General features: G+C 53.4%; 10 protein-coding genes. 6 read left to right on the forward strand and 4 right to left on the reverse strand.

Annotated elements, in window-relative coordinates; translation table 11 throughout:
- From AC2A1E_RS23275 to AC2A1E_RS23285, 3 genes are all read right to left on the reverse strand, one after another.
- The coding region (locus AC2A1E_RS23275; RefSeq protein ID WP_484385720.1) for a DUF1120 domain-containing protein at positions 1-216 on the reverse strand (216 nt) is incomplete at its 3' end.
- A 66-nt stretch (positions 217-282) separates the two neighbouring features.
- Positions 283-990: a DUF1120 domain-containing protein gene (locus AC2A1E_RS23280; RefSeq protein WP_484385721.1), complete on the reverse strand. Its 708-nt coding sequence runs from the start codon at positions 988-990 to the stop codon at positions 283-285.
- A gap of 76 nt (positions 991-1,066) precedes the next feature.
- The gene (locus AC2A1E_RS23285) at positions 1,067-1,774 is read right to left on the reverse strand and encodes a DUF1120 domain-containing protein (RefSeq protein WP_484385722.1); all 708 of its coding nucleotides are present in this window, start codon (positions 1,772-1,774) and stop codon (positions 1,067-1,069) included.
- Positions 1,775-3,369: 1,595 nt separating this feature from the next.
- Here AC2A1E_RS23285 and glaH point away from each other — a divergent pair.
- From glaH to csiR, 3 genes are all read left to right on the forward strand, one after another.
- Complete coding sequence (gene glaH, locus AC2A1E_RS23290; protein ID WP_484385723.1) at positions 3,370-4,326, forward strand: glutarate dioxygenase GlaH; 957 nt, start codon at positions 3,370-3,372, stop codon at positions 4,324-4,326.
- 46 nt (positions 4,327-4,372) lie between these two features.
- Complete coding sequence (lhgO, locus tag AC2A1E_RS23295) at positions 4,373-5,614, forward strand: L-2-hydroxyglutarate oxidase (protein WP_484385724.1); 1,242 nt, start codon at positions 4,373-4,375, stop codon at positions 5,612-5,614.
- A gap of 158 nt (positions 5,615-5,772) precedes the next feature.
- Positions 5,773-6,468: a DNA-binding transcriptional regulator CsiR gene (csiR, locus tag AC2A1E_RS23300; protein WP_484385725.1), complete on the forward strand. Its 696-nt coding sequence runs from the start codon at positions 5,773-5,775 to the stop codon at positions 6,466-6,468.
- A gap of 3 nt (positions 6,469-6,471) precedes the next feature.
- Here the strand turns inward: csiR and AC2A1E_RS23305 are convergent, their stop codons facing one another.
- A complete protein-coding gene (locus AC2A1E_RS23305; protein ID WP_484385726.1) occupies positions 6,472-7,365 on the reverse strand; it encodes a LysR family transcriptional regulator in 894 nt (297 codons plus the stop codon).
- 189 nt (positions 7,366-7,554) lie between these two features.
- Here AC2A1E_RS23305 and AC2A1E_RS23310 point away from each other — a divergent pair, with 189 nt between their 5' ends.
- The 3 genes from AC2A1E_RS23310 to AC2A1E_RS23320 are packed head-to-tail and all read left to right on the forward strand — an operon-like array spanning position 7,555 to position 12,519.
- A complete protein-coding gene (locus tag AC2A1E_RS23310) occupies positions 7,555-9,276 on the forward strand; it encodes an acyl-CoA dehydrogenase family protein (RefSeq protein ID WP_484385727.1) in 1,722 nt (573 codons plus the stop codon).
- A 5-nt stretch (positions 9,277-9,281) separates the two neighbouring features.
- Positions 9,282-10,412 carry a CaiB/BaiF CoA transferase family protein gene (locus AC2A1E_RS23315; protein ID WP_484385728.1) on the forward strand — a complete coding sequence of 377 codons (1,131 nt, stop codon included), beginning with the start codon at positions 9,282-9,284 and terminating at the stop codon, positions 10,410-10,412.
- A complete protein-coding gene (locus tag AC2A1E_RS23320; protein ID WP_484385729.1) occupies positions 10,402-12,519 on the forward strand; it encodes a 3-hydroxyacyl-CoA dehydrogenase NAD-binding domain-containing protein in 2,118 nt (705 codons plus the stop codon). Before AC2A1E_RS23315 ends, AC2A1E_RS23320 begins: the two co-directional genes overlap by 11 nt.
- Positions 12,520-12,551: the final 32 nt, after the last annotated feature.

Here is a 12,551-nt window from a genome sequence, read left to right on the forward strand (position 1 = left end):
TTGTTGTTCAGGCAGCACGGTATAGGTGTCTGCCGACAGGCTTTTGCTATTAATTGAACCGTAGTCAACTGTGCCACCACCCGACAGCGCTGGGTGACAGCCTGGAGGCGTAATGGTGCCGATAACACGTACGTCGACGCTCTCAGCCAATGCCGGCAGAGAGGTGGTAGCCAATACGGCCAGTGCACAAACGGTTTTTGGCAGATTATTCAACATAAAATTCTCGTATATAACTTTAATTAGCCTATTTATAGCCGGGAGTGATCCCGGCTAATCTGCCTATTACAGGTAAACCAGCTCAAGCGTGGTCAGGCCATCCAGCGCAACCGGCTTGGTCAGGTCCAGCTCAGAGGCTTTGTTGATATAAGCCTGAACGCCCAGTTTGCCCGTCAGTGTGGTGAAGGCGACCGGGGTAGTGGTGCCGGCTTTAGCCCAGGATGCATAGCGAAGAGCTGCTGGGGTATTAAACACAGAACCCGTAGTTGCGGCTACCCATGCGGTAGTACTTCCATTTGACATAATAGAGTCAACCGCAACGCCATCAGCAGTCATGGTGCCAGCAGCTAGACGGAGACCATAACCGCCGATGCCTTTTGCCCCATCCAGCCCCAAGCCGACAACGGCAACGGTTCCACCGCCAATGCCGAATAATCCAGCAGTAGTCGTAGTCAACTCAGCCAGAGTGCCGTCAGCTTTTACTGCGCTCACACCACGTTGTGAGTGTGCGGTAATAGCCACTTTTGCCGGGGCATCACAGTTGATGGCGAAATCCAGCTGTTTTTCTGGCAGCAGGGTAAAAGCATCGGTAGCTAATGTACTTGTTTTAATGGTGCCGTAGTCGATAGTGCCGCCGCCAGACAGCGTTGGGGTACAGGCTGCTGGGTCGATGGTGCCGATAACACGCACATCAATGCTTTCTGCCAATGCTGGCAGAGAGGTGGTAGCTAATATGGCCAGTGCACAAACGGTTTTTTGCAGATGATTCAACATAGAACTCTCGTATTGTCTTATATAAGTTAAGGTTTTTTACATTTATAGCCGGGAGCGATCCCGGCTAACATGTTTATTACAGGTAAACCAGCTCAAGCGTGGTCAGGCCATCCAGAACAACCGGTTTGGTCAGGTCCAGCTCAGAGGTTTTATTGATATAAGCCTGAACGCCCAGTTTGCCCGCCAGAGTGGTGAAGGCGGCTGGTGTAGTGGTGCCGGCTTTAGCCCAGGAGACGTAGCGCAAAGTGGTCGGGGTGTTTAGCAAAGAGCCCGTAACCGCGGCTACCCATGCGGTAGTACTTCCATTTGACACGATAGAATCAACAGCGACGCCATCAGCGATCATGGTGCCAGGAGTAAGACGGATAGCATAACCGCCAATACCTTTTGTACCATCCAGACCTAGACCAACAACACCAGTACCAGTAGCACCAAATAGTGTGACCCCAGTAGGGGCTGTAATTAGGGTATCCATGGTGCCATCAGTTTTAACTGCGCTTACACCGCGTTGTGAGTGTGCGGTAATAGCCACTTTAGCCGGGGCGTCACAGTTGATGGCAAAATCCAGCTGTTTCTCAGCCAGCGTAGTAAAAGCATCTTTAGCCAATGCCGTTGGTTTGATGGTGCCGTAATCGATAGTGCCACCGCCAGACAGCGCTGGGGTACAGGCTGCTGGGTCGATAGTACCGATCACACGCACATCAATGCTTTCTGCCAATGCAGGCAACGAGGTGGTAGCCAATAAAGCTAATGCACAAACGGTTTTCTGCAGGTTATTCAACATTTATTCTTTTCCTTATTTCAATATAAGAGTTAACGCATTCCCGGCAGAGGTTCTCTTATTAAACCCTGTAAACCATGGCGATGCTTTTTTAAGCCCTTTGGGGCATTTACTCAGGTTGTCTGGGGTTTTTTAATACCCAGATACCGAATGGTTTTTACAGGTAAATTAACTGATTAACTTGCCTTGCAATATCTATTTATTGTTGCCATGCCTTGAGTCGTTAAATTCCATAACTACCGAAAGTGTATAAATTATTAGGGCGTTGATGCACCAGTCGGTTAAGCTCTACGTGGTTGATATACGTGATTAACGTATGCAACGTTATCGACTGTTAGCACTACTTTTTTTAGAGTTCATATGTCTATATAGTAAAATTTAACGGGACTTTACATCCTTTCACTCGCTGCTCTAGGTTTATAGCTCAGCGATTTATTTGTCGCTATGGGGCTATGTTATCGCTATCTCACAGCCTATGTAGGAGGGTTTTGTTGTGCTTTTGTTTTCTTTTGTACAACCTGTAAAAATTGTAACAACAAAAAGCCCGGCCCCTGATAAATAGGGCTCTGACTAGCCATGGTATTGGTCTGTTTGATAGCCTATCACTACCCTTTGGTCGTCATGGGTTTAAAAGCTTTGGCATAACTCAACGTCAAATTGTTAACTTATTAAGCCACAATGAGTTCGCTTAGCGAAGATATCTATAGCCAATGCAGATAACTGAATATTCTTTAATAGACGTGTTAACCAGCAAGGCGATAAATGGTCTGCGACTCAACCATTATTGAGATTAACAGGGTGATATAACACTGTTACGGTAGGGGTATTATTGTTCAAATCCATATCCTGCTCAACAACCTTGTGGATAATATCAGGTCAAGTCATTTCATTTTTTGTGGCTTGTTCATGAGGAAAGTAAACGTTATATAACTTTCCGTGTTGTCATTTATACCTGAGTGACCATGAAGCTAACCGATAACAAATCTTACCTGCGATATCTTCTTAGTGTCAATATTGTTAACTCGCTCACTGTTTTCATATAATTCCCTAGTTATTCAATGAGATGCCTTGGTTTTTTTAAAAAATCATAAGGCTATTCCTACTTTTTTTAGGATTTATTACCTTGCGTTATATTCTGATTTTAAATTAATTGTTAATTTTTAATGCTGGTTAAATGCTTTTTATTTGAAATAATATCCCGAGTAATTATGTTTAATCAGTATTTTTTGCATTTTGTTAGCAAGCTATACGTAGCAAAGCCTCCATTCGCGGAGCAAGCGGCTTAAGCAAATTGCACGTTTTTCGGCATACTTGCCCTAGTCATTCTCTACCACGCCCGCTCTTAGCTTTTGCTTCAGCCAGTTGCACATCCTTGTTAGGGAAGCATAAGAAGAGTTACCAGTGTGCAAGAGAAACCGCTGAGCCCAAGGGTTCAACCTAGGTTACAGCCCCTGTTGCAGGAATATGCCTATCAGATCACACAAATAAGCAATGTCTCTCATTATGTCTTCTTTTTGTAAAAATGTAGATATAATCTAATTATGAATACAAAAACCTGCATTCGTAGGAACATCTGCTTGTTTCTGGAGACTCACCGCATGAATACCTTGACGACAGAAAAACCATCGCTGAAAAATGAAGATAGACCAATTATACCGGGGATAATGTTATCGACACTCCCCGATTCCCCCCGCGTGTTAACGCTCAATTTCAGCGCTGAGATCGCTCAGCGCTTCTTGCAGCAGACGGCGCAATGGCCAATACAGGCGCTGGAATATAAATCGCTGCTGCGGTTTCGTATCGCCAAAATATTAGATGACTTATGCGCGAACCAACTTCAGCCGTTCTTGTTGAAAACGCTGTTGGCCCGTTCTCAGGGCGCATTGCTTATTCAGGCTGAAGGTATCGATCGTGTCGAACAGAGTGATGACATGGTCAAACTGGCCACGGCGATTGCTCATCTGATTGGCCGTTCCAACTTTGATTCGATGAGTGGCCAATATTACGCTCGCTTTGTGGTGAAGAACGTTGATAACTCTGACAGCTATTTACGTCAGCCGCATCGGGTGCTGGAACTGCATAACGACGGGACCTACGTGGATGAGGTAACCGATTATGTGATGATGATGAAAATCGACGAGCAGAATATGCAAGGTGGGGATTCTATTCTGTTGCACCTGGATGATTGGGAGCAGTTGGATACCTATTTTCGTCATCCGCTAGCGCACCGCACCATGTGCTGGTCTGCGCCACCGAGCAAGAATACCCATAAAGAAGTTTTCCATCCGGTATTTGACGTCGATAATCAGGGCCGCCCGGTGATGCGCTATATCGATCAGTTTGTGCAGCCGAAAGATTTCACCGAAGGTAACTGGCTCAGCGATCTGTCAGATGCGTTGGAAAGCAGCCAGCACAAGCTGTTTATTCCGGTGCCGGTCGGCAGCATTCTATTAATTAATAATCTGTTCTGGCTCCATGGGCGCGATAGATTCACGCCACACCCGGAACTGCGGCGTGAATTAATGCGTCAGCGTGGCTATTTTAATGCGCCATAGCATCGTACTTAATCTCTGTTAATCGCCTGAAAGGGGATGCCGCAAGATGTATGATTTTGTAATCATCGGGGGTGGCATTATCGGCATGTCCACCGCCATGCAGTTAATCTCAACCTATCCGAATGCCCGCATTGCGGTGCTGGAAAAAGAACCCGAACTGGCGCAGCATCAAACTGGCCATAATAGCGGCGTGATCCATGCCGGGGTGTATTACACCCCCGGCAGCCTGAAGGCGCGCTTTTGTCTGGCAGGCAATCAAGCCACCAAGGTGTTTTGCGAGCAACATGGGATCCGCTATGACGACTGCGGCAAAATGTTGGTCGCCACTACGCCATTGGAAATGGAACGCATGCGTGCCTTATGGGAGCGCACGGCGGCCAACGGCTTGCAGCGCGAATGGCTAAATGCGGCGCAATTACAGGAAAGGGAACCCAACATCGTCGGGCTTGGGGGGATTTTCGTTCCTTCAAGCAGCATTGTCAGCTATCGGCAGGTGACGATGGCGATGGCCCGTGTGTTCCAGCAGGCGGGCGGGGAGATCTTTTATCAGGCTGAAGTCCAGGCGCTGCACGAGCATTCGCAGGGCGTGGTCGTCAGCACGCCGCAGGCAGAGTTTTCTGCGCGCTATCTGGTGGCCTGTTCTGGCCTGATGGCCGACCGGTTGGTCAAACTGTTGGGGATCGAACCCGGCTTTATGATTTGCCCGTTCCGTGGCGAGTATTTCCGCCTGGCGAGCCGCCATAACAACATCGTGAATCACCTGATTTATCCGATCCCCGATCCTGCGGTGCCTTTCTTGGGTGTCCATTTAACCCGCATGATCGATGGTAGCGTCACCGTAGGGCCGAATGCGGTATTGGCCTGGAAACGGGAGGGGTACCATAAAATGGATATTTCCTGGCGCGACACGCTGGAAATGGCCAGCTATGCGGGCATTCGCAAATTGATGTACCAAAACCTGTCTTTGGGCGTGGGGGAAATGAAAAACTCTCTGTTCAAACGCGGTTATCTCAAGCTGGTACAAAAATATTGCCCTAGCCTGACGGAGCAAGATCTGTTGCCTTATCCGGCCGGGGTGCGTGCCCAAGCGGTATCGCCTGAGGGTAAACTGATCGATGACTTCCTGTTTGTCACCACCGCACGCACGATCCATGTCTGTAATGCGCCATCGCCGGCGGCCACATCGGCGATCCCTATTGGTCAGCATATTGTCAGTAAAGTGCAGGCCTTGTTAGAGAATCAGCCGTCGTCAGGGCCAAATCTGCGCGCTGTCGCGACGGCGGTTTAACGTCGCTGCTATAAAATCCCCCTAAATGCTGTCCGGCACTTAGGGGGATCTCCCCGTCATGCCTTGAGCCACAGGATCCTCTCCGTCCCGACCGAACTGGTTATCTGCCGGTATTTCATTATAATTAAAGGCCTTATGTTTCAAGAGATGGGATCGTAATGACTCTCCAGCAAAATGCGGTATTTGATGGTTATCATTATCTGAAAAGAGACATTATTCGCGGTGTTTTTCAGCCCAACGAAAAACTGCGTATGAGTCTGTTGACCAGTCGCTATAACCTGGGGGTCGGCCCGCTACGCGAGGCTCTTTCCCAGTTGGTGGCAGAAAATCTGGTGACCGCTATTAGCCAGAAAGGGTACCGCGTTGCCCCCATGTCACAGGCTGAGCTGCTGGATATCTTTGATGCCCGCGCCAATCTGGAGGCGATGCTGGTCACATTGGCGATCGAACGTGGCAACGATGATTGGGAAGCGAATATTCTGGCGCAGACCCATCGGCTGGCCAAGATGAGCACGGTGGCCACCAGCGAGGCGCTGCTGGATGAGTGGGATCAACGTCATCAGGCATTTCACAGTGCGATCGTTGCCGGTTGTGGCTCGCAGTCTTTGTTGCAAATGCGCGATCGGTTATTCGATCTGGCAGCGCGTTATCGCTTTTTATGGCTGAGGAAAACGGTGTTTTCCGCCAGCGTGATGGAAAATAAACACCAGGAACATCAGGAGTTAGTCAAACTGGTGTTGGCGCGGGACAGCCGCCAGGCCAGCGAACTGATGCGCGAACACTTGCTGACGCCGATCCCTATCATCACGCAGGTCATGGCGCAAAACGACCTTCTGCGTAATGAAAATGAGTAAGGGTTATGGTTGTGGATGTTCAGCGGCATCACGCACCGCAGTAATCAAGGCCGACAGCACCGGGCGCTGATCGTCCGTTTGCCAGATACAGTAAGCCTGAGAGAGCAACGCCACCTCCTCTAACGCGATAAAGCACACGCCTGCCATGGAAGAGCCCTGTAGGCTGGCGGGCACCAAGGCGACGCCAAAGCCTTGCGCCACCAGCGAGAGCACGCTCAGCCAGTGCCGTGCTTCGCAGCGAATATCAGGATCGAGGCCCGCTGTGAAGCACAGTGACTGAATGCGATCATAGTAATAAGGTGAAACCTGGCGTGAAAACACAACGAACTTGTCATCCCGCAGCTCATGCAGGTTAAGTGCCGGTTTGCTGGCCAACGGATGCGATTGCGGCAGGCAGGCCACTAATTCCTCGCTGGAAAACAGCAGTGAAGAAATCCCCTCCGGTAACCGCGACGCATGAACAAACCCGACATCCAGGCTGCCGTGCGCCAGCTCGGTTAACTGATCTTTAGTATTCAGCTCCAGCATATTGAGCTGCAAGCCTGCCCGCGATTGCTGGAACTGTTGTAATAACCTCGGCAATCCCTGATACAGCAGAGCCCCCACAAAGCCGATGCGCAAGTGGCCGGTAACGCCTTGATCGACATCACGTACCTGATGCATGGTGCTGTTCATGCGATCAATCAACGCCTGTGCCGCGGGCACCAAGGCTTCTCCGGCCGCTGTCAGCCGCACCTTTTGGTGGCTGCGTTCAAACAGTTTTGCCCCGATGGTCTCTTCCAACTGACGGATGCTCACGCTCAGCGGCGGTTGAGAAATGGAGAGGCGGCTGGCGGCACGGCCAAAATGCAACTCATCAGCCAACACCAAAAAATAGCGTAAACGGCGAATATCCACGGTGTACCCATTCCTTATTGCTGCCCTTGAAACGCTACCGTAACAGGGTTGAAAAAACGCTTCTGGGCGCAATCTGGCAAATCACCACGGCGCGATGTTTTTAGCCTATCGGCCGATAGGGAAACGGTATTAGACAGCCCCTTTCGCTTAACAAAAAATAAACATTAATACAACAATGTGGAGCTGAGTATGTATACCATGATTAATCAGCAAGATAATATACCGGACCAGTTTGGTGCCGATCTCTATCTCACCGATGCGACGCTGGATTCCCTGTTAGTGGCCTATCTGCCAGCAGAACTGCGCACTCACCTGCGCCCTTATCTACAAAAACTTGGCGCGCTGGCTGGCGGGCGGCTCAGTGAGCTGGCCGATCAGGCAGATAAAAACCCGCCGCAACTTCAGGTGCGCACCCGCACCGGCACTGATGAACAACGCATTTTAAAACACCCGGCTTTCGTTGAACTGGAACGCTACGCGTTTAGCGAGTTCGCACTGGCGGCCATCTCCCATCGGCAAGATGTGCTGGGCTGGCAGGGGCAACTGCCGCCGCTGGTCAAATATCTGTTCACCTACCTGTTTGTGCAGGCCGAGTTTGGCTTGCTGTGCCCGGTATCAATGACCGACTCGCTGAGCCGCACGCTGAAAAAATATGGCTCCCCCGAGCTGGTGGTCAAATACCTGCCAAGGCTCACCTCGCTTGAGCCAGCCACGCTGATACAAGGTGCGATGTTTATGACCGAGCAGGGCGCGGGCTCTGATATTGCCGCTACCACCACGCTGGCGGTAGACATGGATAATCACTATCGGTTGTATGGCGATAAATGGTTCTGTTCTAACCCGGATGCCGAACTGGCGATGGTCCTGGCGCGGATTGAAGGCGCACCGGAAGGGATGAAAGGGGTATCGCTGTTCCTGCTGCCGCGCACGCTGGACGATGGTTCGACCAATACCTATCGCATTTTACGCCTGAAGGACAAACTCGGAACCCGCTCAATGGCCAGCGGTGAAATTCGCCTTGAAGGGGCCACTGCCTATCTGGTGGGTGAAGCCGGGCGCGGCTTTGTACAGATGGCGGATATGGTGAATAACTCCAGGTTGTCCAACGGGGTGCGCTCTGCTGGCCTGATGCGCCGGGCGGTCAGTGAGGCGTTCTATATCGCCCGTCACCGCCAAGCCTTTGGTAAAAAGCTGATCGAGCTGCCGCTGATGAGAAAACAATTGCTGAAGATACTGCTCCCCAGCGAGCAGGCGCGCAGCATGGTATTCCAAACGGCAGAGGTGCTGCGCCGCTCGGACAGCGGCGATAAACAGGCCTATGCGCTGCTGCGTATTCTGACCCCGCTGATCAAATTCCGCGCCTGCCGCGATGCCCGCAAGGTGACCGCCGATGCCATGGAGATCCGCGGTGGCTGCGGTTATATCGAAGAGTGGGGCGATCCGCGCCTGGTCAGAGATGCGCATTTGGGGTCGATCTGGGAGGGCACCAGTAACATCGTCGCCCTGGATGTGCGGCGCGCCATTCTGCGTGAACAGTCACTGGAGGCGCTACAAGTTTATCTGGAACAACTCCTGACGGAGGCACATCTGGACAGCGCCATGCGAGTCCGTTTCCTCTGCGCACAGCAGCGAGCCTTTGCCCTGGCGCGGGCCGCCGCAGCCCCAGAGGGTAGCAGCCTGACGCGTCGTGCCGCCAGCGGCTTGTACAACCTGGTGAGCGCGGCGGCGATGGCGTGGGAAAGCCATCACGCCGATGCTCCGGCGCGTTTGCACTTGGCCGAGCAGGTTTTGATCCAGAAACTGTTGCCCAGCGATCCTCTAGCAATAGAAAACCCGTTGCCTGAGGAGATTGAAGAACTGCTGCTGGCGAGCGCTTACCACTGTGCTGAATTTTGCATCACGCAGGAGTAACGATTATGACAATCCCTACCGCTGGCGCACTGGCCGGTATTCGCGTTATCGATTTATCCCGCGTCTTGGGCGGGCCGTATTGTGGTCAGGTGTTGGGTGATCATGGTGCCGATGTGCTTAAGATCGAACCGCCGCAGGGCGATGAAACCCGTACCTGGGGGCCACCTTTTCAGGAGGGTGTCGCCGCTTACTATATTGGCCTGAACCGCAACAAACGCGGGATGTACCTCGATTTGTCGCAGGAAAGCGCCCGTCAAACGCTGTATGAGCTGTTGGCCGATGCCGATGTGTTAATTGAAAACTTCAAGACCGGCACCATGGAAAAATGGGGCATCGGTTACGAGGCCTTGGCCGCACGTTTTCCCCGGTTGATCCATTGCCGCGTCAGTGGCTTTGGTGCCGATGGCCCGTTAGGTGGCTTGGTGGGTTACGATGCCTCGATCCAGGCGATGACCGGGATCATGAGCGTCAATGGTGAGCCCGATGGCGAAGCGCTGCGCGTTGGCGTTCCGCTGGTCGATCAGGCCACCGGAATGAACGCGGTGATTGGCGTACTGATGGCGCTGTATGAACGCACCCGCAGCGGCCTGGGGCAATTTGTCGAGGCTAGCCTGTTTGATACCGGTTTATCGCTGTTACATCCTTATTCCACCAACTGGTGTGCCAACCAGCAGCCGCCGAAACGTTCGGGTAACGCCCATGCCAATATCTACCCCTATGATATTTTCCCCAGCGCCAGCGTGCCGATCTTCCTCGGCGTTGGTAACGACAAACAGTTTGCTCTGTTGTGCCAATGTTTAGATGCTCCATCCTTGAGTGAGGATCCGCGCTTTGCTACCCCGAAATTGCGTTCGCTAAACCGCGCAGAGCTACGCAGTGAACTCGTTTCTCTGCTTGCCAGCCGCGAAGGGGGGCAATTTGCCGAACAGTTGTTGCGCAGCGGCGTGCCCAGTGCGCCATTGCTGAATATTGAGGCCGCATTGCAGCACCCGCATACCCGGCACCGTGGCATGGTGGTGAAGATGGGGGATAGCTATACGGGCATCGCTTCGCCGATCAAACTCAGCCGCACCCCAGCCAGCTATCGGCTACTGCCCCCGGTGGGAGCGCCTGAGGAGGCAAAAAATGCCAAATAATCATCAGCCCGATCAGGGTCTGTATATTGAACGCTGCGACAACATTCTGATTGCCACCATTGATAATCCGCCGGTTAATGCGCTAGGGCTTGGCGTACGTAGCGGGCTGCTCGCGGCGCTGCATCAGGCGCAGAGCGAAGAACAGATCCACGCGTTGTTGCTGCTGGGTTCAGGCAAGAACTTTGCTGCCGGGGCGGATATCCGTGAATTCAATCAGCCACGCCAGCCGCCGTTGCTGCGTGACGTTTGCGATCGCATCGAAGCCTGTACTAAACCGGTGATCGCCGCTATTGCGGGTAACGCACTGGGCGGTGGGTTGGAGATTGCCATGGCGGCGCATTATCGGCTGGCGGTAAAGGGCAGCCGCTTGGGGCTACCGGAAGTCAATTTGGGGTTACTGCCCGGAGCCGGAGGCAGCCAGCGCAGCGTGCGGCTGCTCGGGGCAGAGGCGGCTTTGGATCTGATGCTCGGTGGCCGCCCGTTGACTGCCGAGCAGGCGTTAGCATTGGGGCTGGTGGATCGCCTGGGGCTGGATGCCCGAGTGGACGGTTTGGCTTATGCCTATGAACTGCTGGCCGATCGCTGCACAGTACGCCGTAGCGGTGAGATCGTTACCCATCTTGCCGATCTGACCGGCCCGCAGGCGGCGATTGCGGCGGCGCGCGCTAAACTGCCCACGCAATTCCGTGGTCTGTTTTCCCCGGCGTTGATTATTGACTGCGTTGCCACTGCCTGCGAACAGCCGTTTGCGGCAGGTTGCCACTATGAAGCCGTGCAATTTCAACGCTGCTTGGCGAGCCCTCAGCATCAGGCCTTGCTGTATGCCTTTCAGGCCGAACGCGCGGTGGCCAAACTGCCCGAGATGGCGGGTTTGGCAATACGCTCTTTTACCCAAGTGGGAGTGATCGGCGGTGGCACTATGGGGGCGGGCATTGCGGTGGTGATGCTGGATGCAGACTTGCAGGTGACTTTGTTGGAGCGTGACGAACCGAGCTTGGCAACTGGCCTGAGCCGGGTGGAAGAGATCTATCGCCAGCGGGTGAGCAAACAACGGCTTTCGGCCACTGCTGCCGCAGCGCGCTTGGCGAAATTGCGTGGAACCACGCAGTATCAGGACTTGGCCTCTGCCGATCTGGTGGTGGAAGCGGTATATGAGGATTTGGCTGCCAAACAAGAGGTTTTCCGTCAGCTAGATAACCACTGCAAGCCCGGTGCGATACTCGCCAGTAATACCTCCTATCTGGATGTTACCGCCATTGCGGCGGTGACCCGCAGGCCGCTGGCGGTGATCGGCTTGCACTTCTTCTCCCCTGCGCCGGTGATGCGCCTGCTGGAGATCGTGGTTCCGCCGCATACCCCGGCTGAGGTGGTGGCTAGCGCTGTGGTGCTGGCCCGCAAGCTCGGTAAGCTCCCGGTGCGTACCGGCATCTGCGATGGTTTTATCGGCAATCGCATTATGTCGGTCTACCGCCGTGCGGCGGAGGCGATGCTTGAAGATGGCGCTTCTCCGTATCAGATCGATGAAGCGGTGCGTGGCTTCGGTTTTGCCATGGGGCCGTTCCAGATCGTGGACGTTGCCGGTGGTGATATTGCCTGGGCGACGCGCAAGCGCCGGGCGGCGCAGCGGGATCCGCAAGAGCGTTATGTGCAGATTGCCGATCGCCTGTGTGAACAGGGTTGGTTCGGGCAAAAAACCGGGCGTGGCTGGTATCGCTATGAGCCGGGTTCAAACCGTGGGCAGCAGGATCCGGCGGTGCTAGAGATTGTCGCCCGTGAGCGGGAGCGGGTAGGCATCACCCCACGACCATTCAGCGCTGAAGAGATCGTGCGCCGCTATTTGGCGGCGATGATTAACGAAGGTGCCAATCTGCTTGCCGAGGGAATTGCACTGCGCCCATTGGACGTTGATGTGGTGCTGCTGGCCGGTTATGGTTTCCCGCGTTATCACGGTGGGCCGCTGTATTATGCGGATAAGGTTGGTTTGCCGCAGATACTGGAAGATATTGCGGCCTTTGCCGCCGAAGATCCGCAGTTTTGGCGTCCTTCGCCGTTGCTTATCCGCCTGGTGGAGCAAGGGCAGACGTTTGCCAGCCTTAATGCAGAATAACGGTCTGGGCGGGGAAATCCTCGCTCTGATCT

Source organism: Serratia sp. HNCC26DJ206 (genome assembly GCF_057180605.1).

Excerpts from the sequence above, each read along its gene's own strand:
- AC2A1E_RS23280 (WP_484385721.1), bottom strand. The coding sequence starts at position 990 with ATGTTGAATCATCTGCAAAAAACCGTTTGTGCACTGGCCATATTAGCT.
- AC2A1E_RS23285 (WP_484385722.1), bottom strand. The coding sequence starts at position 1,774 with ATGTTGAATAACCTGCAGAAAACCGTTTGTGCATTAGCTTTATTGGCT.
- glaH (WP_484385723.1), top strand. The coding sequence starts at position 3,370 with ATGAATACCTTGACGACAGAAAAACCATCGCTGAAAAATGAAGATAGA.
- lhgO (WP_484385724.1), top strand. The coding sequence starts at position 4,373 with ATGTATGATTTTGTAATCATCGGGGGTGGCATTATCGGCATGTCCACC.
- csiR (WP_484385725.1), top strand. The coding sequence starts at position 5,773 with ATGACTCTCCAGCAAAATGCGGTATTTGATGGTTATCATTATCTGAAA.
- AC2A1E_RS23310 (WP_484385727.1), top strand. The coding sequence starts at position 7,555 with ATGTATACCATGATTAATCAGCAAGATAATATACCGGACCAGTTTGGT.
- AC2A1E_RS23315 (WP_484385728.1), top strand. The coding sequence starts at position 9,282 with ATGACAATCCCTACCGCTGGCGCACTGGCCGGTATTCGCGTTATCGAT.
- AC2A1E_RS23320 (WP_484385729.1), top strand. The coding sequence starts at position 10,402 with ATGCCAAATAATCATCAGCCCGATCAGGGTCTGTATATTGAACGCTGC.